General features: G+C 64.9%; 20 protein-coding genes and 2 pseudogenes. 15 read left to right on the forward strand and 7 right to left on the reverse strand.

What is annotated here, in order from left to right; genetic code table 11:
- Positions 1–22 precede the first annotated feature (22 nt).
- The 7 genes and pseudogenes from AADZ55_RS01255 to AADZ55_RS01285 all read left to right on the forward strand — a co-directional run bounded on the left by AADZ55_RS01255 (position 23) and on the right by AADZ55_RS01285 (position 7,162).
- Positions 23–1,019 (forward strand): annotated as a pseudogene (locus AADZ55_RS01255) (pirin family protein).
- On the forward strand, positions 1,019–1,663 hold the full coding sequence (locus AADZ55_RS01260) for a TetR/AcrR family transcriptional regulator (protein ID WP_085324084.1): 645 nt from the start codon (positions 1,019–1,021) through the stop codon (positions 1,661–1,663). Before AADZ55_RS01255 ends, AADZ55_RS01260 begins: the two are co-directional and overlap by 1 nt.
- 80 nt (positions 1,664–1,743) lie before the next feature.
- Positions 1,744–2,691: an SAM-dependent methyltransferase gene (locus tag AADZ55_RS01265; protein WP_085324083.1), complete on the forward strand. Its 948-nt coding sequence runs from the start codon at positions 1,744–1,746 to the stop codon at positions 2,689–2,691.
- Positions 2,692–2,732: 41 nt separating this feature from the next.
- A complete protein-coding gene (locus tag AADZ55_RS01270; protein ID WP_085324188.1) occupies positions 2,733–3,665 on the forward strand; it encodes a class I SAM-dependent methyltransferase in 933 nt (310 codons plus the stop codon).
- 113 nt (positions 3,666–3,778) lie between these two features.
- Positions 3,779–5,245 carry an aldehyde dehydrogenase family protein gene (locus AADZ55_RS01275; protein WP_207569038.1) on the forward strand — a complete coding sequence of 489 codons (1,467 nt, stop codon included), beginning with the start codon at positions 3,779–3,781 and terminating at the stop codon, positions 5,243–5,245.
- A 71-nt stretch (positions 5,246–5,316) separates the two neighbouring features.
- The gene (locus AADZ55_RS01280; protein WP_085324081.1) at positions 5,317–6,177 is read left to right on the forward strand and encodes an SDR family NAD(P)-dependent oxidoreductase; all 861 of its coding nucleotides are present in this window, start codon (positions 5,317–5,319) and stop codon (positions 6,175–6,177) included.
- 16 nt (positions 6,178–6,193) lie between these two features.
- Positions 6,194–7,162 (forward strand): NADPH:quinone oxidoreductase family protein, encoded by a 969-nt coding sequence (locus AADZ55_RS01285; RefSeq protein WP_085324080.1) that lies wholly within the window; start codon positions 6,194–6,196, stop codon positions 7,160–7,162.
- An 8-nt stretch (positions 7,163–7,170) separates the two neighbouring features.
- Here the strand turns inward: AADZ55_RS01285 and AADZ55_RS01290 are convergent, their stop codons facing one another.
- From AADZ55_RS01290 to AADZ55_RS01305, 4 genes are all read right to left on the reverse strand, one after another.
- Positions 7,171–8,916, reverse strand: a complete 1,746-nt coding sequence (locus AADZ55_RS01290) for a PE family protein (protein ID WP_085324079.1) — start codon at positions 8,914–8,916, stop codon at positions 7,171–7,173.
- Between the two features lie 145 nt (positions 8,917–9,061).
- A complete protein-coding gene (locus tag AADZ55_RS01295) occupies positions 9,062–10,714 on the reverse strand; it encodes a PE family protein (protein ID WP_119184907.1) in 1,653 nt (550 codons plus the stop codon).
- A 124-nt stretch (positions 10,715–10,838) separates the two neighbouring features.
- The gene (locus AADZ55_RS01300; protein WP_085324078.1) at positions 10,839–11,663 is read right to left on the reverse strand and encodes a tyrosine-protein phosphatase; all 825 of its coding nucleotides are present in this window, start codon (positions 11,661–11,663) and stop codon (positions 10,839–10,841) included.
- Between the two features lies 1 nt (position 11,664).
- Complete coding sequence (locus AADZ55_RS01305; RefSeq protein WP_085324187.1) at positions 11,665–12,876, reverse strand: acyl-CoA dehydrogenase family protein; 1,212 nt, start codon at positions 12,874–12,876, stop codon at positions 11,665–11,667.
- 129 nt (positions 12,877–13,005) lie between these two features.
- Between AADZ55_RS01305 and AADZ55_RS01310 the strand changes: the two genes are divergently transcribed.
- The 4 genes from AADZ55_RS01310 (at position 13,006) to AADZ55_RS01325 (ending at position 16,611) form a co-directional block, all read left to right on the forward strand.
- Positions 13,006–13,467, forward strand: coding sequence for a DUF1348 family protein (locus tag AADZ55_RS01310; protein WP_085324186.1), 462 nt, complete (start codon positions 13,006–13,008; stop codon positions 13,465–13,467).
- A gap of 286 nt (positions 13,468–13,753) precedes the next feature.
- Positions 13,754–14,851 carry a Re/Si-specific NAD(P)(+) transhydrogenase subunit alpha gene (locus AADZ55_RS01315; protein ID WP_085324077.1) on the forward strand — a complete coding sequence of 366 codons (1,098 nt, stop codon included), beginning with the start codon at positions 13,754–13,756 and terminating at the stop codon, positions 14,849–14,851.
- Positions 14,852–15,184, forward strand: coding sequence for an NAD(P) transhydrogenase subunit alpha (locus tag AADZ55_RS01320; protein WP_085324076.1), 333 nt, complete (start codon positions 14,852–14,854; stop codon positions 15,182–15,184).
- The gene (locus tag AADZ55_RS01325; protein WP_085324075.1) at positions 15,181–16,611 is read left to right on the forward strand and encodes an NAD(P)(+) transhydrogenase (Re/Si-specific) subunit beta; all 1,431 of its coding nucleotides are present in this window, start codon (positions 15,181–15,183) and stop codon (positions 16,609–16,611) included. Before AADZ55_RS01320 ends, AADZ55_RS01325 begins: the two co-directional genes overlap by 4 nt.
- Positions 16,612–16,620: 9 nt before the next feature.
- On the opposite strand, the gene AADZ55_RS01330 is transcribed toward AADZ55_RS01325, so the two are convergent.
- Complete coding sequence (locus tag AADZ55_RS01330) at positions 16,621–16,749, reverse strand: hypothetical protein (RefSeq protein WP_207569036.1); 129 nt, start codon at positions 16,747–16,749, stop codon at positions 16,621–16,623.
- Between the two features lie 160 nt (positions 16,750–16,909).
- Between AADZ55_RS01330 and AADZ55_RS01335 the strand changes: the two genes are divergently transcribed.
- Positions 16,910–17,545, forward strand: a complete 636-nt coding sequence (locus tag AADZ55_RS01335; protein WP_085324073.1) for a TetR/AcrR family transcriptional regulator — start codon at positions 16,910–16,912, stop codon at positions 17,543–17,545.
- A gap of 5 nt (positions 17,546–17,550) precedes the next feature.
- On the opposite strand, the gene AADZ55_RS01340 is transcribed toward AADZ55_RS01335, so the two are convergent.
- The gene (locus tag AADZ55_RS01340) at positions 17,551–19,059 is read right to left on the reverse strand and encodes a PE family protein (protein WP_085324072.1); all 1,509 of its coding nucleotides are present in this window, start codon (positions 19,057–19,059) and stop codon (positions 17,551–17,553) included.
- Between the two features lie 334 nt (positions 19,060–19,393).
- On the opposite strand from AADZ55_RS01340, the gene AADZ55_RS01345 reads away from it, so the two are divergent.
- The 3 genes from AADZ55_RS01345 to AADZ55_RS01355 all read left to right on the forward strand — a co-directional run bounded on the left by AADZ55_RS01345 (position 19,394) and on the right by AADZ55_RS01355 (position 22,598).
- The gene (locus AADZ55_RS01345) at positions 19,394–19,708 is read left to right on the forward strand and encodes a PE family protein (protein ID WP_085324185.1); all 315 of its coding nucleotides are present in this window, start codon (positions 19,394–19,396) and stop codon (positions 19,706–19,708) included.
- A 47-nt stretch (positions 19,709–19,755) separates the two neighbouring features.
- Positions 19,756–21,120 carry a PPE family protein gene (locus AADZ55_RS01350; RefSeq protein WP_341286251.1) on the forward strand — a complete coding sequence of 455 codons (1,365 nt, stop codon included), beginning with the start codon at positions 19,756–19,758 and terminating at the stop codon, positions 21,118–21,120.
- Between the two features lie 137 nt (positions 21,121–21,257).
- Complete coding sequence (locus tag AADZ55_RS01355) at positions 21,258–22,598, forward strand: FAD-binding oxidoreductase (RefSeq protein WP_085324070.1); 1,341 nt, start codon at positions 21,258–21,260, stop codon at positions 22,596–22,598.
- A 16-nt stretch (positions 22,599–22,614) separates the two neighbouring features.
- On the opposite strand, the pseudogene AADZ55_RS01360 reads toward AADZ55_RS01355, so the two are convergent.
- Positions 22,615–23,124, reverse strand: a pseudogene (locus AADZ55_RS01360) (TetR/AcrR family transcriptional regulator); the annotation flags it as partial.
- Between the last annotated feature and the right edge of the window lie 14 nt (positions 23,125–23,138).

A 23,138-nucleotide genomic window follows, 5' to 3' on the forward strand; every position in this document is an offset into this window, starting at 1 on the left:
GACCCTAGATGAGGAGGCAAACATGCCCGCTGTCACCGCAGACACGCTCGCGTTGCCGCGAGTGAGTTCGGCCGGTCCCGCCGACATCGAGCGTCCAGTCCGATCGATCACCACCGGCCCGCGGGGCTACGAGGGCGAGGGCTTCCCCGTGGTCCGGGCGTTCGCCGGAGTCAGTACTGCGGCTCTGGATCCGTTCGTGCATATGGATCAGATGGGTGAGGTGGAATACCAGCCGGGCGAAGCCAGGGGCACCGATTGGCATCCACACCGCGGCTTCGAAACCGTCACCTACATGATCGACGGAAAGTTCGCCCACCAGGATTCGCATGGTGGTGGTGGCCTCATCGCCGACGGTGCCACGCAATGGATGACGGCCGGTTCCGGGATTCTGCATATCGAGACACCGCCCGCCGAACTCGTCGAAAGCGGTGGCATCTTCCACGGCGTGCAGCTGTGGGTGAACCTGCCGAGGAAGGACAAATTCGCGCCGCCGCGCTATCAGGCCATCGAGGGAGCCGACGCCAAGTTGCTGGCCTCCAGCGACGGCGGAGCACTGGTGCGCATTATCGCCGGCGAGATCGACGGGCACCGCGGGCCGGGCATCACCTACACGCCGATCACGCTGGCGCACGCGACAATTGCCGGCGGCGCCCTACTCAGCGTTCCTTGGCGGTCTGATTTCAATTCGCTGGTGTACGTCCTATCCGGGTGCGGCAGTGTCGGTCCGGCCGAACACCCGATTCGCCAGGGCCAGTTGGCCGTTCTGGGTCACGGCGACCGCATCTCGGTGGCCGCGCAGCCAGCCCGGGATCGGTGCCGTCCGCTACCGCTTGATGTGCTGATCCTGGGGGGTCAGCCGATTCGCGAGCCGGTCTTTCACTACGGACCCTTCGTGATGAACACTCGGGCCGAAGTCCTTGAGGCGCTTGAGGACTATCAAGCTGGCAAGTTCCTGGAAAGTCTGCAGGATCCCGCCTGACGTGTTAGTGGGGCACCGCAGTAGTGGCACACTTGGGTAATGCCAACAACGCCGCTCACGGCGAGTCGTGGACCGGGTCGTCCCCCCGCGGCGAAAGCAGACGAAACGCGAAAGCGCATTGTGCGGGCCGCCCGCCAGGTGTTCAGCGAGCATGGCTACGACGGCGCGACGTTCCAGGCGATCGCGATCCGCGCGGATCTGACCCGACCGGCGATCAATCACTACTTCTCTAGCAAGCGGGTGCTGTACCAAGAGGTGGTTGATCAGACCAACGAACTGGTCGTCGCGGCCGGCATCGACCGGGCCCGTCGGGAGCCGACCCTGATGGGGCGGCTTTCGGTGATCGCCTCCTTCGCGTTGGAGGCCGATGCGCAGCACCCGTCCTCGACCGCGTTTCTGGCCACCGCCGTGCTGGAATCTCAGCGGCATCCGGAATTGAGTCAGGGCGACAACGACGCCGTGCTAACAACCCGGGAATTCCTAATCTGGGCGGTCAACGATGCGATCGAACGGGGCGAACTCGCCGCCGATGTCGATGTCGCTTCGTTGGCCGAGACATTGTTGGTCGTGCTGTGCGGGGTGGGCTTCTATCTCGGTTTTGTCGGGAGCTACCAACGGATGGAGACCATTACCGAGTCGTTCCAGCAGCTGCTGGCCGGAACGCTCTGGCGGCCCCCGGCCTAACCGGCGGCGCCGATCCGCGGCAAGTGACGCGGCACACAAAGAGTATAGATTACCTATCTTATTGGGTAGCATGGCGAGACGTGACCGAACTCGATGACGTGTCCCCGTTGCGACCCTCGCGGCGGACCGCTGGCGATACCTGGACGATCACCGAAAGCGTCGGCGCCACCGCGTTGGGGGTTGCCGCCGCTCGGGCCGTGGAAACGGCCGGTACTCATCCGCTGATCCGTGACGAGTTCGCCGAAGTGTTGGTGTCGTCGGCCGGTTCGGCGTGGGCCCGGCTGGCCGACGCCGACTTGGCCTGGCTCGACGGCGACCAGCACGGGCAACGCGTTCATCGGGTCGCATGCGACTACCAGGCGGTGCGCACCCATTTCTTCGACGAGTACTTCGGTGCCACCGTCAAAGCGGGTATCCGGCAGGTGGTGATCCTCGCCGCCGGACTGGACGCCCGGGCCTACCGCCTGAACTGGCCGGCTATCACCGCGGTGTACGAGATCGACCAGCCCGGTGTGCTGGCGTACAAGAAGCGGATTCTTCAGTCGCATGGCGCGATTCCAACGGCCAGACGCCATGCCGTCGCGGTGGACCTGCGCGACGACTGGCCGGCCGCGCTGATAGACGCCGGATTCGATCGCACCCAACCGACCGCCTGGCTGGCCGAGGGTCTGTTGCCCTACCTGCCCGGCGACGCTGCGGACCGGCTATTCGAGATGGTCACCGCGCTCAGCGTGCCGGACAGCCAGGTCGCCATCGAGGCTTTCACCATGAACATGAAGGGCAACACGCAGCGCTGGAATTGGATGCGCGAGCGACTCGGTCTGGATATCGATGTCGCGGCGCTGGCCTATGACGAGCCCGACCGTTCGGATGCCGCGCAATGGCTGGCCGAGCACGGCTGGCAGGTGCACGGCGTGAGCAATCGCGAGGAGATGGCCCGCCTGGGCCGGGAGATCCCCGAGGATCTGGTTGACGAGACCGTCCGCACGACGCTGCTGCGTGCGCGTCTGGTCGGGCCGTCCAACTGACGTGACGCAGGAACTCGCCGAGGGAGCACGTGATGGGCACCATTCGTACCCATGACGACAGCTGGGACATCAAAACCAGCGTCGGGACGACCGCGGTCATGGTGGCTGCGGCCCGGGCCGTCGAAACTGAGCGGCCCGACCCGCTGATTCGCGATCCCTACGCCAAACTGCTGGTCAGCAACGCCGGGGTCGGCGCCATCTTGGAAGCCCTGTTGGACCCGTCGATGGTGGCCAAGGTAGCGGCCATCGACGCCGAAACCGGCGCCGTCGTCCAGTTCATGCGCAGCTACCAGGCGGTGCGGACCCACTTCTTCGACACCTACTTCGCCGACGCTGTCGCCGACGGAATCCGGCAGGTGGTGATACTGGCGTCCGGATTGGATTCTCGCGCCTATCGTCTGGACTGGCCGGCCGGAACCATCGTGTATGAGATCGATCAGCCCAAGGTGCTTGCCTATAAGTCCGCCACGCTGGCCGAAAACGGCGTGACGCCGTCGGCTGATCGCCGCGCGGTGCCGGTCGACCTGCGGCAGGATTGGCCCACCGCGCTGCGTGATGCGGGGTTTGACCCGGCGGCACCCACGGCGTGGTTGGCCGAGGGACTGTTGATGTACCTGCCGGCCGACGCTCAGGACCGGCTGTTCACCCAAGTCGGCGCGGTGAGTGTGGCGGGGAGCCGGATCGCGGCCGAAACTTCGCCGGTGCACGCCGACGAGCGGCGAGCGGAATTCTGGGCGCGGTTCAAGAAGGTGGCCGATGTGCTTGGCTTCGAGCAGACCGTTGACGTGCAGGAGCTGATCTATCACGACCCGAATCGGGCGTCGGTTGCCGACTGGCTCAATCGCCACGGTTGGCGGGCCGTCGCCAACAGCGCGCCCGACGAGATGCGCCGGGTGGGCCGCTGGGTTGATGGGGTGCCGATGGCGGACGACCCGGAAGCGTTCGCCGAGTTTGTCACCGCCGAGCGGTTGTAGCCGCAGATCCGGCCGGATCTTTCCTATTCCTGTCTCAACCGGATGACTAGGATCGCGGATATCACCGATGAGTGGCCGCGCGAAGTGCGGTCGCATCGCCGGACGGAAGGACGATGATGACCACCGGATCGGTTGCCCGGAAGACCCACGGATCCCAAACCCCGGAGACTCAAGCCCCGGCGACCATTTCGGATGAAAAGCGACACGATATCGCTGAAACGGTGGCTCGGCTTCGCCAGACCTTTGCCAGCGGGCGCACCCGCGGTGTCGAGTGGCGCAAGCGGCAGCTGCTTGCGCTGCAGAAGTTGGTGGACGAGAACGAGGATGCGATCGGCGCAGCGCTCGCCGAGGATCTGGACCGCAAGCCGTTCGAGGCTTACCTCGCCGACATCGCGATGACCTCGGCCGAAGCGAAGTACGCGGCCAAGCGGGTGCGCAGGTGGATGCGCCGCAGGTACCTGCTGCTCGAGGTGCCGCAGCTGCCCGGGCGTGGCTGGGTGGAGTACGAGCCCTATGGCACCGTCTTGATCATCGGCGCCTGGAACTACCCGTTCTACCTCACCCTGGGTCCGGCGGTCGGTGCCATCGCCGCCGGGAACACCGTCGTGCTCAAGCCCTCGGAAGTCGCAGCGGCCTCGGCGCGCTTGATGGCCGAGTTGGTGCCTCGCTACCTCGACACCGATGCGGTTGCACTGATCGAGGGTGACGGCAAGGTGAGTCAGCAGCTGATCGCGCAGGGTTTCGACCGGGTGATGTTCACCGGTGGCACCGAGATCGGCCGCAAGGTCTATGAAGGCGCCGCACCCCATCTGACCCCGGTCACCCTCGAGCTCGGCGGCAAGAGCCCGGTGATCGTCACGGCCGATGCCGACGTCGATGTCGCGGCCAAGCGGATCGCCTGGATCAAACTGCTCAACGCCGGACAGACCTGCGTCGCGCCCGACTATGTGCTGGCCGACGCGACGATCCGGGACGAGCTGGTCAGCAAGATCGGCGCCGCCATCACAAAGTTCCGCTCGGATGAGCCGCACGGGCTGCGCATTGTCAACCAGCACCAATTCGACCGGCTGAGCGGATACATCTGCGCGGCGAAAGCCGACGAAAAGGGCGAGGTCGTGGTGGGCGGCGAATGTGACGCGTCGAGCTTGCGCATTCAACCGACCGTGGTAGTCGATCCCGACCCGGACGGGCCGCTAATGCGCAACGAGATCTTCGGGCCGATCCTGCCGGTGGTCACCGTCAAATCCGTGGACGAGGCGATACGCTTCGTCAATTCGCGGCCCAAGCCACTGTCGGCATACCTGTTCACCAAGTCACGTGCCGTGCGCGAGCGGGTGATCAAGGAAGTGCCGGCCGGCGGCATGCTGGTCAACCATCTCGCCTTCCAGGTGTCCACGGCCAAGCTGCCATTCGGCGGGGTCGGTGCATCGGGCATGGGCGCCTACCACGGCCGCTGGGGCTTCGAGGAGTTCAGCCACCGCAAATCGGTGTTGACCAAGCCGACCCGGCCCGACCTGTCGAGCTTCATCTACCCGCCGTACACCGAGCGGGCGATCAAGATGGCTCGCCGGCTGTTTTGACCTACGCAGTCGCCGACCCCCGATAGCGCACTGAAATTACTGCCCCGATTTCTAATGTGGAGAGGAACCTGATGCCCGGACTGCAGGATCGCGTCGTCGTCGTTACCGGAGCTGGCGGTGGATTGGGGCGCGACTACGCCCTCACCCTGGCCGGGGAGGGCGCCAATGTCGTCGTCAATGACCTCGGTGGCGCCCGCGACGGGACTGGCGCCGGCTCGGCGATGGCCGACGAGGTCGTCGCTGAGATTCGCGACGCGGGCGGCCGTGCCGTCGCCAACTATGACAGTGTCGCCACCGAGGACGGCGCGGCGAACATCATTAAAACCGCGCTCGACGAGTTCGGCGCCGTGCACGGCGTGGTGAGTAACGCCGGGATCCTCCGCGACGGCACCTTCCACAAGATGTCGTTCGAGAACTGGGACGCGGTGCTCAAGGTGCACCTTTATGGCGGGTACCACGTGCTGCGTGCGGCCTGGCCGCATTTCCGGGAGCAGAGCTACGGCCGGATCGTCGTGGCGACTTCCACCAGCGGACTGTTTGGCAACTTCGGTCAGAGCAACTATGGGGCGGCCAAGCTCGGTCTGGTCGGTCTGATCAATACGCTGGCCCTGGAAGGGGCCAAGTACAACATCCACGCCAATGCGGTCGCCCCGATCGCGGCGACCAGGATGACCCAGGACATCATGCCGCCCGAGGTACTGGAGAAGCTCACGCCCGAGTTCGTCGCGCCGGTGGTGGTCTACCTATGCGCCGAGGAGTGTGCCGATAGCGGGTCGGTGTTCGTGGTCGGTGGCGGCAAGGTGCAGCGAGTCGCGCTGTTCGGCAACGATGGCGCCAACTTCGACAAGCCGCCGTCGGTACAGGACGTCGCGGCGCGGTGGGGTGAGATCACCGACCTGTCCGGTGCGAAAAAAGCTGGCTTCAAGTTATAGAAGTATGTAGAGGTATATGAAAGCCTGTGTCGTAAAGGAGCTTTCCGGCCCGTCCGGAATGGTGTACACCGATATCGACGATGTGTCCGGTGGCGGTGGAAAGATCGTCATCGACGTCCGCGCCGCCGGCGTGTGCTTTCCGGACTTGCTGCTGACCAAGGGCGAGTATCAACTGAAGCTGCCGCCGCCGTTCGTGCCCGGCATGGAAACGGCCGGCGTGGTGCGCTCGGCGCCATCCGGCGCGGGTTTTCATGTGGGCGAACGTGTTTCGGCGTTCGGGGTCCTCGGCGGCTACGCCGAACAAGTTGCGGTTCCGGTGACCAATGTGGTTCGCAGCCCCGTGGAACTCGATGACGCCGAGGCGGTTTCGTTGTTGGTGAACTACAACACCATGTACTTCGCCCTGGCTCGGCGTGCCGCGCTGCGGCCGGGAGATACCGTGCTGGTGCTCGGCGCTGCTGGCGGGGTTGGCACGGCCGCCGTCCAGATCGCGAAGGCGATGCGCGCCGGCAAGGTTATTGCCGTGGTGCACCGCGAGGGTGCGATCGATTATGTCGCTTCGCTCGGCGCCGACGTGGTGCTTCCGCTGACCGACGGCTGGGCCCAGCAGGTGCGTGAGCATACCTACGGCCAGGGCGTGGACATCGTCGTCGATCCGGTTGGCGGACCGACTTTCGATGACGCGGTTGGCGTGCTGGCGGTCGACGGCAAGTTGCTGTCGATCGGCTTCGCCGCGGGCGCCATCCCCACCCTCAAGGTCAACCAGTTGCTGGTGCGCAATATCAGCGTGGTGGGTGTGGGGTGGGGCGAGTATCTCAACAAGGTCCCCGGTTCGGCCGCCTTGTTCTCCTGGGGTTTGAACCAGCTGGTCTTCCTGGGGCTGAGACCGCCTCCGCCGCAACGTTATCCGTTGTCCGAAGCGCAGGCCGCGTTGCAGAGCCTGGACGATGGCGGTGTGCTCGGCAAGGTTGTCCTGGAACCGTAGGTGGAACGTCAGGGCACGATAGCGGCGAGATCGCGGACAATCGCTGCGGCCGCCTTTTCGATGACTAGAACTTCGAGACCGATACCTACCGTGAGCAGTCCCACCGTAGCGGCGATCGGATAGCCGAGAGCATTGACGAGCCCGACGGGATCGCCGTTGGCCGCCTGCAAGATTCCGTCCAGGAACAGGTTGACGTTGTAGGACGGCAGGGTTAGGAGGCCGGCAGTAGCGATGTCCGCGGTTGGCAGCAACACCGAGTAACCCGTCGAGATCGCACCCGTGAAGGCGTTGTTGATATTGGTGTTCGCCGCCTGCAGGTCCTTGATGATGGTATCGATCGACCACTGTGGCAACGCCAGTGTGCCGGGCACGGTCAACGGATTTGGCAGCAGCATCTGCCCGTTCGATCCGTCCGACAGTGCCAGGCTCGGCAGTGACGGGAAGCCGACGTTGCTGGCTTCGACCGAAGCGTCGTGCATTCCCTGCTGCGTGCCGAGCACCAGCGCGTCCAGAACTGTTTGTGGGTGGACCGGCGGCAGCAGTCCAAACGGGGTGGGCACGTTGGCCGGCCCGGTCGAATAGCCATAGTTGGGGTCGCCGTAGCCCAGGTTTACCAGCACCTCGACGTTCGGTTCGATCAGGGCTGCCACGATGTTCCCCACTACCGGGATCGCGCGCACCGGCTGCAAGATCGGCAAATTCTCGTTGGGAATCATGTAATACGTGGTTTGGGTGGGTCCCTCGGTCGGCAATACGACCGCGGAGGCAATCTGCTCGGGCGTTAGGTTCGGATATTCGCCGTGCGCATAGAGGACGCCCAGCATGGCGTTGAGGTCGGACAAGAAAAAGATTGGGTACTGCGGAAAGCTGGCGAAGCCGTCGTATTCGATCGTGTACACGTTGGTCGGGTAGAGATTGTCCGGGGTCGAGCCGTAGAAGGTAGCACCCAGACTCGGGAAGACCAGGCCGGCAAAGCGCGAGACGAGGCCGCCGTTGGGGTTCATCGGATTGCCGAGCAGCGTGAAGTTTACATCGGTAGTCGGGATGCCGGCCGCGTGGAGATTCGGCATTACCAGCGAGGAGAGCATGGCGCTTTGTGAGAAACCGACAACGGCAACCTTGTTTCCGGCGGCGAGCTGCTGGCGGATCGCGTCTTCGAGGATGGTGACGCCTCGGGCCACCGACACGTCGAGGGTCAAGTCTTTAACCGCGGTTAGCGGATAAAACCCTTCGGGCGTAGCGAGGGCTTGCGCGTGGTCTGCGGTGAAACCCGGGAAATTGGGTGTCACGTATTTCGTCACAACGTCGAGCACGTAACCCGGTGACGGTATGGGCATCCCGCTGCCATGCATGACCAAAGAAATGTCGGTCGCGGCTGCCGGGGCCGCCAGTGCGTTGCTCACGCTGAGCGGGCTCACCAGGGCCCGGGCTGGTGCGGTGAGGGCGCTCAACGCATTCGATGCCGCGGCGGCGTTCGCCGCCTCGGCGCTGGCGTAGGCACGCCCGGCGGCGGCCAGGGCTTGTGTGAACTGCTCGTGATACACCGCGGCCTGTTTGGTGATCGCCTGGTACTCGTGAGCGAATGTACTAAACAGCGTCGCGGTCGCCGCTGACACCTCGTCGGCAGCGGCGGCCACCAGAGCGGTTGTCGGGCCCGCCGCCGCCGCGTTGGCTTGGCTGACGGCTGAACCGATACCGGCCACATCCGCGGCCGCCGCCGCCATCATGTCCAGTTGCGCCGTCACGTACGTCATCGACCCATCCTCTTCGCAACCAGGGTTGCTGCCCGGAGTCCAGCGACTTGGTCGAACTGATCGCTTCCGATCGCGCCAACGCCGGCTGTTGCAAGCCTAGGTTGATCACATCAACTGTGTCCCGCCTTTGGCGTAAGGCGCGTGCTTAGAGGACGAGGTTCTGCAGCAGCTGAGCAATCTCCGCCGCCGTCACCAGAATCGCGATGAATTCGATCATGCCGCCAAGCGCGGCCAACCCGATGGTGGCCGCGAGCGGAAGCTCGATCGCAGCGAGGAAGTTTCCCAGCGCGATCTGGTTCACGAACAGGGTGAGGTCGTAGGCGGGAAGGATGGTGGCGAAGGCAACACCCAGATCTGCGGTCGGAAGCAGAATCGAGTAGCCGGTCGCCACAACGGAAGCGAAGGTTTCCGCGATGTTGATGAGCGGTGTTGGTTGCGGGGGTGGCGGTGGCGGCACGACCGCCTGCACATACGGTGGGAACTCGAGCACCGGAATTTCGGGCGGGGTTTGTAGGGCGATCGGCAGCTCAACCATGAAGTCGTTGATGCCCTGTTGGGTCCCGGCAACCAGGGCATCGGCGATAACGCTCGCGGGGACGTCCGGGAAGAGTCCGAATGGGGTGGGCACGTTCGCGGGGCTTGTCGAATAGCCAAACCTCGGGTCGCCGTAACCGAGATTGACGATCACTTCCAAATTCGGTTCTAGCAGCGCCGCCAGGGGCGGGCCAATGACGGGGATTGCCCGCACCGGGGCCAGCAACGGCAGCTGCTCGGTTTCAATGATGTAGTACGTGTTCGACGTCGTGCCCTGGGTCGGCAACAGCGTGGCGGACGCTATTTGGGCCGGTGTGAGGTCGGCATACGTGGTATGGACCGTGAGTATCCCGAAAACCGCGTTGATATCGGACAGGATATTGAGCGGATACCGCGGGAAGTCGGCGAAACCGTCGTATTCGAGGGTGTAGGTCGTCGTCGGATAGGGATTGTCCGGGGTCGCCCCGTAAAACGGTAGGCCGAGGGTGGTGATATTCAGACCGGGTATGCGCGCGAGGATGCCGCCGTTGGGATTCATCTCGTTGCCAAGCAATATGAAATTGAGTTGGCTGGGGTGTGGAGCGTTGGGCCCCAGGGAGATGAGGTGCTGCATTTCCAGGGACGCGATGACGGCGCTCTGCGAATAGCCCAGTACGGTGACGTGGTTTCCGGCGTTGATCTGCTCCCAGATCGCGGTGTCGAGAATCGACAGGCCCAACTGCACCGAGGTTTGGAAGGGCATGGATTTGACGCCGGTGATGGGATATAGCTGTTCCGGCGTCACCAGGGCTTGCAGAATGGCACCAGGCTGAATGGGCTGAATGAAGAGATTGTTGACGGAGTTGACGTAACTGGGCGCGGGTATCGTCTGCCCGGTGCCACCCATGACTAGCGCCGTGGCTTGGTTGAACATTGGCGGCAATACGGGGGGCGAGGTGGGCGTAAAGAGCCCGGCTGTTGCCCCTTGCACCAGCGCGGACGTGTTGGTGGCTTCGGTATAGACGAAGGCGTAGGCGGCCGCCGCCAACCTTTGGGTGAACTCGTTGTGAAACGCCGCGAGCTGTGCGCTGATCGCCTGGTACTCCTGTCCCAACGCGCCGAACAGGTTGGCGATGGCCGTGGATACTTCGTCCGCGGCGGCCGCCACCAAGCCGGTCGTCGGGGCTGCCGCGGCGGCGGTGGCCGCACTGACGGCCGAGCCGATCCCCGCCAACTCCGTGGCCGCTGCTGCCAAGACTGGTGGCTGCGCGAATACGTACGACAACGCCATCCCTCCTGTCGACGGGGTCCAGCACCCTCCCGTCGAGCCGGTACCGTTGAGCGTAGGTCGGGGTTGCCGTTGTGTCTGGCATTTTGGGTGACCCCATATATTCGGCGTGCGCGACCGGTCAGCCGCGCAGCGCGCTGCGCAGTTGGTCCACGACGGCCTCGGTGACGCCGGCGTCGCGCAGGTAGCCATTCAGTGATCCGTAGGTCTCATCGATCGTCTGCCGCGCGGCGGCCAAGTACTCCGGACGAACGCCGAGGACCCCGTCGGACAGCCGGGCCTTGGTGAATGTCACCACCTCGGGTGTCAGCTCGGTTTCGGAACGTTGCTCGATCATCTCGGAGATCCGCGTCCGCAGCTGTGGCACGGCGTCATTACTAAGCAGGTAGTCGGCGACGATGATGTCGTGGTCCAGACCGACGGCTTCCAGGACGGTCGCGATCACGAAGCCGGTGCGGTCCTTGCCCGCGAAGCAGTGTGTGAGCACCGGGCGTCCGGCGGCCAGCAGGGTAGCCACGCGGTGCACCGCGCGTTGCGCGCCGCTACGCGTTGGGAATTGGCGGTATTCGTCGGTCATGTAGCGGGCGGCGGCCCGATCAATGGACTCGCTGGATTCGCCGGACTCGCCGTTGGTCAGCAGCCGTTTGAATGCGGTTTCGTGCGGCGCGGCGTCGTCGGTCGCGGCCTCGTCATCGGCGAGGTCGGGGAACGGCAGCAGGTGGACGTCGACGCCGTCGGGAACCCGTCCCGGACCGCGCCGGGCAACCTCCCGGGAGGAGCGTAGGTCCGCGACGTCGGTGATCCCCAACCGGCGCAACGCTGCCCGGCCATCCTCGTCGAGGCGGCTCAGCTCGCTGGACCGAAACAGCCGCCCGGGGCGGAGCGTGGCGGCGCTGTCGGCAACGTCACGAAAGTTCCACGCGCCCGGCAGTTCCCGGAAAGCCATGTCAGGTCACCGCCGCGGCGAACGCGGATGGCTCACGCGACAGCTCGGCGCGCGCGATGGATCGCATGTGCACCTCGTCGGGACCGTCGAAGATGCGCATCGCGCGGTGCCAGCCGTACAGCCGGGCCAGCGGGGTGTCGTCGCTGACACCGGCGGCCCCATGGACCTGGATTGCGCGGTCGATGACATCGCACGCCACCCGCGGGGCTACCGCCTTGATCATCGCGACCAGGTGGCGCGCCTCTTTGTTGCCGTGCTGGTCGATTGTCCATGCCGTCTTTTCGCAGAGCAGCCTGGCCTGGTCAATTTCATTGCGGGACTGGGCAATCGCCTGCTGGACGACGCCCTGCTCGGCCAGCGGACGGCCGAACGCCACCCGGTTGCGGGCCCGGTTCACCATGAGCGCCAACGCGCGTTCGGCCGCGCCCAGCGCACGCATGCAGTGATGAATGCGGCCCGGTCCCAGCCGGGCCTGGGCTATGGCGAAGCCGCTGCCCTCCTCGCCGAGCAGGTTGCCGGTCGGCACCCGCACGTTGTCGTAGCCGATTTCGCAGTGACCGTGCTGGTCCTGCCAGCCGAACACCGGTGTCGAGCGGACAACCGTCACACCCGGGGTGTCGATCGGCACCAGGACCATGGACTGCTGTTGGTGGGCGGCCGCATCGGGGTTGGTGCGGCCCATCACAATGAGGATCTTGCAGCGCGGATCGGCGGCCCCGGACGTCCACCATTTGCGGCCGTTGATGAGGTAGTCGCCGCCGTCGCGCGAAATGGTGGTTTCGATGTTGCGGGCATCGCTACTGGCGACTGCCGGCTCGGTCATGGAGAAGGCACTGCGGATCTTGCCGTCGAGCAATGGCTGCAGCCACTTCGTACGTTGCTCGTCGGTGCCGAACATGTGCAGGATCTCCATGTTGCCGGTGTCCGGCGCCGCGCAGTTGAGCGCCTCGGGCGCGATCTGAAGGCTCCACCCGGTCAGCTCGGCCAGCGGCGCGTACTCGAGGTTGGTCAATCCCGACTCGGCCGGCAGGAACAGGTTCCACAGACCGCGGTCCCGGGCCTTGGTTTTCAGCTCCTCGACGATGGGCGGCATGGTGTGGTCGTGCGGTTCGGCCTTGCGGCGGTAGTCGTCGTAATTGGCCTCCGCCGGAAAGACGCACTCGGTCATGAACTCGGACAACCGCCGGTGGTAGTCGATGGCCCTGGCCGACATCGCGAAGTCCATTCCGCCACGATAGGACACCTGCCCGGCGCCCCCGCCATCGCGACACTTACACCCACTGCGAAGACACGCCGGGGCGGCGGCGCGCTGGTTCAAGTTTGGCGGTCGAAGGTGGACGCCATGACCGAAAGCCGGCCTCCTTATCCGCCCTTCACCGTCGAGACTGCCACCCGTAAGGTTCAGGCCGCGGAGGATGCCTGGAATACCCGAGACCCCGACCATGTCAGCCGGGCTTATACGGTCGACTCGCTATGGCGAAACCGCGGTGAGTGCATCGTTGGCCGGGCCGAAATTGTGGCGTTTCTAACTCGCAAATGGCGACGCGAACTCGACTATTCGCTGCGCAAGAGCTTGTGGGATTTCCACGACAACCGCATCGCGGTGCGGTTCCAATACGAGTGCCATGACCAAACCGGTCAGTGGTACCGCAGTTACGGAAACGAACTGTGGGAATTTTCTGCGTCGGGATTGATGGCACGCCGCGAAGCCAGCATCAATGATGTGCCGATCGCCGCATCCGAGCGGCGCTACTTTGGTCCCCGCCCGGCGTCCGAGCATGGCGAAGACATCCCGTTGTGGTGACTTGACGCCGAGAGTTCACCGGATGCGCCAGCGGACTATGGCGGCTAGGGTTGCTTGCCGCAAGCAACACAACGCCGGTTTGTGGCGCCACAACGTCGCGAGCGCTACAGAATCAATTTCGGATGGCGAACCATCGACCAAGAGAGCCAATCGGCTGCCGGCGGGTACCCCGCTATTGGCGATCACACATCGATGGTGAACCTGGCACGCGTTATGGTAGCGAAGCTGCGGCCGAGCCAGCGGCATGTTTATCGAGGCAGCATCAAGGAAAGTAGACATACGTGCTATGACAGATCCGCAGACGACGGTCGGGGTGGTCGCCGAGTCGGGGCCCGACGAACGACGGGTCGCCCTGGTTCCCAAGGCGGTCGCATCGCTGGTGAACAGCGGTGTGGCGGTCGTGGTTGAGGCCGGTGCGGGCGAGCGCGCGCTGCTTCCCGACGAGCTCTACACCGCCGTCGGCGCCATTATCGGGGATGCGTGGGCGGCCGACGTCGTCGTCAAAGTCGCGCCGCCGACGGCGGCCGAGGTCGGTCGGTTGCGACGCGGGCAGACGCTAATCGGCTTCCTCGCGCCCCGCAACGAGGAAAACTCGATCGGCGCGCTGACCCAAGCCGGGGTGCAGGCGTTCGCGCTCGAGGCCATCCCGCGAATCTCCCGGGCCCAGGTGATGGACGCGCTGTCGTCGCAGGCCAATGTGTCCGGGTACAAGGCCGTCCTGCTCGCGGCCTCGGAATCGACCCGGTTCTTTCCGATGCTGACGACGGCGGCCGGCACGGTGAAGCCGGCCACAGTGCTGGTACTGGGCGTCGGCGTGGCCGGGCTACAGGCACTGGCCACGGCGAAACGGCTGGGTGCGCGCACCACCGGCTACGACGTCCGCCCCGAGGTCGCCGACCAGGTTCGATCGGTGGGCGCCCAATGGCTGGATATCGGTATCGACGCGGCCGGTGCCGGCGGGTACGCGCGGGAGTTGACCGACGACGAACGCGCCCAGCAACAAAAAGCTTTGGAAGAGGCGATCAGCGGCTTCGACGTGGTGATCACCACCGCGCTGGTACCGGGCCGCCCAGCGCCGCGGCTGGTGACCGCCGCGGCGGTGGAAGCGATGAAGCCCGGCAGCGTTGTGGTGGATCTCGCCGGCGAGACCGGCGGCAACTGCGAATTAACGGAGCCCGGCCGGATCGTCGTCAAACACGACGTGACCATCGCCGCACCGCTGAACATGCCGGCCACCATGCCCGAGCACGCCAGCGAGCTTTACAGCAAGAACATCACGGCGCTGCTCGAATTGCTGGTCAAGGACGGCAAGCTAGCCCCGGACTTCGATGACGAAGTCATCGCGGAGTCGTGCGTGACCCGGGCCGGCGGAAAGGACTCCTAGATGTACAACGAGTTGTTGGAGAACTTGGCGATCCTGGTGCTGTCCGGATTCGTCGGGTTTGCCGTGATCTCCAAAGTGCCCAACACGTTGCACACCCCGCTGATGTCAGGAACCAACGCCATCCACGGCATTGTCGTTCTCGGCGCACTGGTGGTGTTCGGCGAAATTGAGCACCCGTCGCTCGCGCTGCAGATCATCCTGTTCGTCGCGGTGGTGTTCGGCACCCTGAACGTCATCGGCGGCTTCATCGTCACCGACCGAATGCTCGGCATGTTCAAGGGGAAGAAGCCCACGGTGCAAGCCAAGTCTGACCGCGACGGGGTCGTCCGATGAACCTGACCTACCTGGTCGAGATTCTTTACGTCATCTCGTTCGCGCTCTTCATCTACGGGTTGATGGGGCTCACCGGCCCCAAGACCGCGGTGCGGGGGAACCTGATCGCCGCGGTGGGCATGACCATCGCCGTGGCGGCGACCTTGGTCATGATCCGGCACACCAGCCAATGGCCGCTGATCATCGCCGGTCTGGTGGTGGGTGTCGTACTCGGCGTGCCTCCGGCGCGGCTGACCAAGATGACCGCCATGCCGCAGCTGGTGGCGTTCTTCAACGGTGTCGGCGGGGGGACTGTTGCGCTGATCGCGCTGTCGGAGTTCATCGATACCACCGGCTTTTCCGCGTTCCAGCACGGCGAGTCGCCCACCGTACACATCGTGGTGGCCTCGTTGTTCGCCGCGATCATCGGGTCGATCTCGTTCTGGGGGTCGATCGTTGCCTTCGGTAAGTTGCAGGAAATTATCTCCGGCCGGCCGATCGGCCTCGGCAAGGTGCAGCAGCCGATCAACCTGCTGCTGTTGGCCGGGGCCGTGGCCGCGGCGGTGGTCATCGGACTGCGTGCGCATCCCGGGACCGGCGGGGCGTCGCTGTGGTGGATGATCGGTCTGCTGGTCGCCGCCGGCGTGCTGGGTCTCATGGTGGTGTTGCCGATCGGTGGCGCCGACATGCCGGTGGTCATCTCGCTGCTGAACGCCATGACCGGCCTGTCGGCCGCCGCGGCGGGCTTGGCGTTGAACAACACCGCGATGATCGTGGCGGGCATGATCGTCGGCGCGTCCGGTTCGATCCTGACCAACCTGATGGCGAAGGCGATGAACCGCTCCATCCCGGCGATCGTTGCGGGCGGCTTTGGCGGCGGCGGCGTCGCCCCGAGTGGCGATGACGGCGGTGACAAGCACGTCAAAGCCACGTCGGCCTCCGATGCTGCGATTCAGATGGCGTACGCGAACCAGGTGATCGTGGTGCCGGGCTACGGCTTGGCCGTCGCGCAGGCCCAGCACGCCGTCAAGGACCTGGCCGGCTTGCTGGAAGACCGGGGTGTGCCGGTGAAGTATGCGATCCACCCGGTTGCCGGCCGGATGCCCGGGCACATGAACGTACTGCTGGCCGAGGCCGAAGTCGACTACGACGCGATGAAGGACATGGACGACATCAACGACGAGTTCGCCCGCACCGACGTCACCGTCGTGATCGGCGCCAACGACGTCACCAACCCGGCGGCCCGCAACGAGACGGCTAGTCCGATCTACGGCATGCCGATCCTCAACGTGGACAGGTCGAAGTCGGTGATCGTGCTCAAGCGGTCGATGAATTCCGGGTTCGCCGGCATCGACAACCCGCTGTTCTACGCGGAGGGCACCACCATGCTGTTCGGCGATGCGAAGAAATCGGTCACCGAGGTCGCCGAGGAACTCAAGGCGCTATAGGCGACCCGGCTAGACGGGCGGGTATGCCGGCGGCGGATATCCGTGCCCGTCTTCGACACCCCGTAGCCCCCAGGTGAGGTAGCGGAAAAACCACTCGATCTCGTCGCTCACGTCGTAGTCAGGACTTGGATCCATCACTCCACCTCTCGACTCGCGACTCGGTTCGCACCGGAGTCTAGTCCCCTCCGCGTCGGTGCGACAGGCTGACGCCGCCTTGCATAAACTGTCCAACCAGTTGATTGATAACTTCTTCGGTCGGGGCTCATGCCGCCACCGGCAGCGACGATAGTGAGTAGAGATGCCGTCCGACAGCACCAGCCCCAACGGGCCAAGCCGCCGTGAGGAGTTGCTGGCCGTTGCCACCAAGCTGTTCGCGGCGCGCGGCTATCACGGCACCCGGATGGACGACGTCGCCGATGTGATTGGGCTGAACAAGGCCACGGTCTACCACTACTACGCCAGCAAGTCGCTGATCCTGTTCGACATCTACCGTCAGGCCGCCGAAGGCACCCTGGCCGCCGTCCACGACGATCCGTCCTGGACGGCCCGCGAAGCGCTCTACCAGTACACGGTTCGGCTGCTCACGGGGATCGCGAGCAATCCCGAGCGGGCCGCCGTGTACTTCCAGGAGCAGCCCTATATCACCGAGTGGTTCAACGGCGAACAGGTCGCCGAGGTCCGCGAAAAGGAGGCTCAGGTCTTCGAGCATGTGCACGGACTCATCGACCGCGGGATCGCCAGCGGCGAGTTCTTTGAGTGCGACTCGCACGTGGTGGCATTGGGCTACATCGGCATGACGCTGGGCAGCTACCGGTGGTTGCGGCCGAGCGGACGGCGCACGGCCAAGGAAATCGCGGCGGAGTTCAGCACAGCGCTGCTGCGCGGGCTGATCCGGGACGAGGCGATCCGCCAACAGTCGCCGCTCGGACCCTAGCGTCGTTACGGGAAGACAGGCGGCGGAATCAAGCGCAGGATGTCCCCGAGACCGCCGCTCAGCAGCGATAGCAACGTCACCTGCGGCTGGCCGAAGTAGAGATTCAGGCCCGGGTTTATCGACGGAACCCACGGGTAGGTGTCCGGGTACCACTCCGGGCCAACTAGTCCGGCTTGCACCCCAATTTCCACTGCGGCGCCATACGGTGCCTGCAGGCTCCCCTTGATTAGGTAGTAGCTGACTGTGAACGGGTTGGGGATCGAGAACAGCCCCGCCGGGGTGGGAATGTCCGCATAGTTGCCGCCCGGTCCGTAGTCGGCGTAGCCCAAGTCGACCAGCACCCGCAGCTGAGGTTGGAACAGCGAAGCGATCGGGGGACCGGCGTAGGGGATGGCATGAATCGGCGCAAGCAGTGGTAGGTCCTGAGTCAAGAACATGTAGTACTGCGTGTTGCCCGCGTAGCCCGGCGAGGTAGGCAATAAGACCGCGTTCGCAACTTCGTTGGCCATCAGATCCGGGTAGGTGTTGTGCACAAAGAAGTAGCCCATGAAGGCGTTGATGTCCGACAGGATGCGCAACGGGTATTGCGGGGCGTGGGCGATGCCGTCGTACTGGGCCGTGTAAATATGAGTCTCGTACGGGGTGTTCGCCGGAGTCGCACCATTGAACGGCACGTCCAGGAACGGGATGTAAAAGCCTGGGAAGCGGGACAGGAGCCCGCCGACGGGGTTATTGCCGCTACCAATCATCACGAAGGAAATGTCGGCCGGATTTGGTGAACCCATCGCGATCAGGGAATTGATGTAATTGTTGACTATCGTCGCGCTCTGCGAGTAGCCGAAGGCGACGACCTTGTTTGCGGCGGCCAATTCGGTGCTGACCGCGTTGCTTAGCAGAGTTACGCCTTGGGTGACGGACTGGTTGAACGTCAGGTTGCCGAGTTGGGGAGTAACGGGCCAGAACTGTTCGGGGGTGAACAGGCCTTGAGGGACGGCGCCTGGGAAGAGGGTTTGGATGTACGCGTTGTTGATATCCGTCACGTACCCGGGGAGGGGTAGCGGGTTACCGGTGCCACCCATGATCAACGCCGTTACCTGACCGGCGGCGGCCAACTTCGCCAGCGACGTCAGGCCACCGGCCCCGCTGGACCCGTTGGTGCTCAACGGCGCACGGCCCAACAGCGTCTGGATCGGTGCGTTGACCGCGTTCAGCGCGCTCGAGACCCGCGCCGCGTTGGCCGCCTCGGCTTGCGCGTAGGCGTTGCCCGCGGCGGCTAACGTCCGGGTGAACTCGCTTTGGAACGTCGCGGCCTGCGCGACGACGGCCTGATACTCCCGTGCGTATGCGCTGAACAGCGCTGCCGTTGCCGCCGAAACCTCGTCACCGGCCGCCGCCAGCAGGTTGCAGGTCGGGCCTGCCGCCGCAGCGTTGGCGGCGCGGAGCGTCGAGGCAATCTCATCCACATTGGTGGCTGCCGTCACCAACAGGTCGGGGGCTGTGAGCACGTACGACATCGCTCCGTCCTTCCCCACAAACCGGGCCCTTACCGGTCATATGGGATTGACCCGCTACCGCGGGTATTAGGTACTTATCGAGAGTAGAACCGTCCCGCCACTACGTCCCGCGTTTGGAGAAAACCTTCTCCGGGGTCTGGCTCGGGTGTCGGGAGGGGCGCGTGCGGGCCGCCCTGTGGTGCAGATGACACGGCTGGGCGCCCTCCGCCAGTTGCCGATTCGCGTGTGCCGTCGCTACCATGCCCTGTTGCCAACGATTTAACAAAAGGTTAACGCGACTTGAACGCGCGCTTCGGCCGCGATGGTCGCCGAGATGTGAACGGGGATGTGTGACGTGACGCTATGGGTGGTTCCGGAGGGGTTGGCGGCGGCCAGCGCGGCGGTGGAGGCAATCACCGCTCGGCTGGCGGCTGCGCATGCCGCGGCGGCCCCGGTGATCTCGGCGGTAGTGCCGCCGGCGGCGGATCCGGTGTCGCTGCAGACCGCGCTCGCGTTGAGCGCCCAGGGCGGGGAGCACGCCCTGGTGGGCGCCCAAGGAGTCGAAGAGCTCGCCCGCTCGGGGGTCGGTGTCGCTGCGTCCGGGGTTAGCTATGCGGCCGGTGATGCCGTGGCGGCGGCTTCGTACACATCGCTAGGCATATTGGAGTGACGGCTCCCTTTTTATTAAAGCTGCTGTTGGTGGCGCCCGTCTTCTGGTTGGGCCAGCCGCCGGAGGTGCATTCGGCCGCGCTGAGCTTCGGTCCGGGCTCCGGTCCGCTACTGGACGCAGGCGAGGCATGGCAACAGCTAGGCCTTGAGTACGACTGGGCGGCACAAGAACTCGGCAATGAGCTGGCTGTTGTGCCGTGGGAGGGCCCGAGTTCGCAGAGCTATCAGGGTGCGCATGGGCCTTACCTGGAGTGGTTGGAGGAGGCCGGCCAGGAAAGCCAACAGCAGGCTGTCGCACACCAGCAGGCGGCGGCGGCGTATTCCGTTGCATTGGTGGAGATGCCAACGCTGGCGGAGTTGTCCGTTAACCGCACCGCCAATGTGGCGTTGCTTTCGACGAACTTCTTTGGGATTAATGCGATCGCGATTGCGCTCAATGAAGCCGCGTATGCGCGGATGTGGCTCCAGGCTGCGGGCGCGATGCAGCAGTATCAGGCGCAGGCGGGTTTGGCGGTGGCGTTGAACCCGCCGCACAATCGCCCCGCGCCGCTGCTGCTGCTAGGCCCCGATAATGAGGCCGGACCGCTAATTGAGGAAGTCGAAGACGATGGTGATCTGGCCGGCCTGGAGGAACGCCCCGACAACGAGCCCGGACCGCTAATTGAGGAAGTCGAAGACGATGGTGCCTTGGCCGGCGTTGAAGAACAGGCCCTAGTTGTCGCTGAGAACGCCATCGTTGCGGAAGTCGCGCCCGCCACGATCCCCGCGCAGATCACCGGATTGGTGACTCAGGCGCTCACTCAACTTGCCGGTCTTATTGGCCAGACGGTTGGCCTTATTGGTAATCTTATCGGCCAGGCGCTCGGTTTTGTTGTCAATCTTATTGGCAAGGCGCTCGGTCTTATTGGAGCGGCGATAGGATTTATGTTTCGTCTCGCTTTCAGCATTCTTTCTATGCTATGTGCAGCGATCGCATTTCCGCTCGTGATGCTCGTACAGGCGATTTCGTACATTGTGACACTTGTCACGCAGTTCGTTCTTACGTTGGCGCAGCTCGCGTTCGAATACGTCCCAATGCTAGTCGGGGGCTTTGTGACTGGCGCTGTTCCGTCGGTGGTGCTGACGTCGAGTGCTGGGCTCGCGCTGCCGGTTGGTCCGCCGCTCACCACTGTTGGTTGGCATGCTCCTGACGTGCAGCCGGCGGGTGTGCAGGCTTCTGAGGTGCAGCTGGCTAGCGCCCATGCGCCTGTCGATGTGACAGCGATGGGGTTTGCCGGGACCGCCGCCGTGGCGGGCGTTACGCAGCCGTCCGGGTTGGCCACGGTGGCTAGCGGTGAGTTTGGCGATGTCCCGCGGGTGCCGATCGTACCGGCCACCTGGGACTTGCATTCGGTCCGCGCGATGGCGAGCTGACCCGGCACTCATGGCGATTCGCGTGGCCCACGTCGACACCGAAGAATTGACCGGACTGTGCGCCACGCCCGAAAGGTAGGCATGCATGGTGACCGACGTGCCGCACACACGGGCACAGCGGTGCTATAACCGCGAGCATGCTGCGCAGCTTGGTGAGTGCGGTCGGGTCGCACCACGTCACCACCGACCCTGATGTGCTGGCCGGCCGCATCGTCGACCACACCGGCCGCTATCGGGGCCGGGCCAGCGCGCTGGTGCGGCCCGGCTCCGCCGACCAGGTCGGCGAGGTGCTGCGGGTGTGCCGGGACGCCGGCGCCTTTGTCACCGTTCAAGGCGGCCGTACCTCATTGGTGGCCGGTACCGTTCCCGAGCACGACGACATACTGCTGTCCACCGAGCGGCTTTGCGCGGTGAACGATGTCGACACCGTCGAGCGCCGCATCGAGGTCGGTGCCGGAGTCACGCTGGCTGCGGTGCAGCACGCCGCGACGACGGCCGGGCTTCTGTTCGGCGTGGACCTGTCGGCCCGCGACACCGCGACCGTCGGTGGCATGGCGTCGACCAACGCCGGCGGATTGCGCACGGTCCGGTACGGCAATATGGGCGAGCAGGTGATCGGCCTAGAAGTTGCGCTGCCCGATGGTTCGGTGCTGCGCCGACATAGCCGGGTCCGCCGCGACAACACCGGCTACGATCTGCCCGCACTGTTCGTCGGCGCCGAGGGCACCCTCGGCGTAATCACCGCGTTGGATCTGCGGCTGCACCCCACTCCGTCGCATCGGGTGACAGCAGTGTGCGGGTTTGCCGACCTCGACGCGCTTGTCGATGCCGGCCGGATCTTCCGTGACGTGGACGGCATCGCGGCGCTGGAATTGATTGACGGCCGGGCTGCTGCGCTAACCCGCGAGCATCTTGGACTGGGTGCCCCCGTCGAGGCTGACTGGCTGCTGTTGGTGGAACTGGCCGCCGACCACGATCAGACCGATCGGCTAGCCGACCTGCTCGACGGCGTAAATCTGTGCGGGGAGCCCGCGGTTGGTGTGGATGTCGCTGCTCAGCAACGGTTGTGGCGCACTCGTGAATCGTTGGCCGAGGTGCTCGGCGTATATGGTCCGCCGCTGAAGTTCGACGTTTCGCTGCCCTTGTCGGCGATCAGCAGGTTCGCCCGGGATGCGGTCGCGTTGGTCGGCCAGCACGTCCCGGAGGCGTTGCCGTTGTTGTTCGGCCACATCGGAGAGGGCAACCTGCACCTCAATGTGCTGCGTTGCCCGCCCGAGGGGGAACCCGCGTTGTACGCGCAGATGATGGGACTCATCGCGCAGTGCGGTGGCAACGTCAGCTCTGAACATGGCGTCGGCAGCCGCAAGCGTCCTTACCTCGCAATGTCCCGGCAGGCCAACGACATCGCCGCAATGCGGACGGTCAAGTCCGCGTTTGACCCGACCGGCTACCTGAACGCCGCGGTGTTGTTCGACTGATCTCTGCGTCGCCGCCCTTGAGTCCGACGGCGTGGCGCAACTGCGCGAGGAATTGGTCGGCGTCGTCGCTTCGAACGATGTAGTGCGAGACCGCGATTCGGATCACCGTCGCCGCCTTGACCGCGGCGTTGGGGCCGGGAAGGAGTTGTTGCAGACCGGCGCGCATCTGTGGGATGGCGCGGGAAACCTGGGCTATGACATGTTCCGGCTCGACATCGACCATGCGCACGCCGGAGTACGAGTGCTGGTAGTCGACCATGAACCGCAGGGCGGCGTCGAGCCGCTCGACCCCCGTCAGCCCCGCGGTCGCCCCGGCCAAGCCGCTTTCGAAGACCTGGCGCTCGTAGCGTGAGAATGCCGAGAGTAACTCCGCTTTGGACGCAAACCAGCGGTAGAGGGTGGGGCGGGATACTCCTGCCTGGGCGGCGACCTCCGACAGGCTGAGCTTGGTCTGGCCGTTGCGGCCAAGGACGTCGGCGGTAGCGACGAGGATTCGTTGGCGTGTCGAGCTATCCGGGTCGGTCATATCCGCCGCCCGGT

It is taken from the genome of Mycobacterium decipiens (genome assembly GCF_963853665.1).
Taxonomy (GTDB): Bacteria; Actinomycetota; Actinomycetes; order Mycobacteriales; family Mycobacteriaceae; genus Mycobacterium; species Mycobacterium decipiens.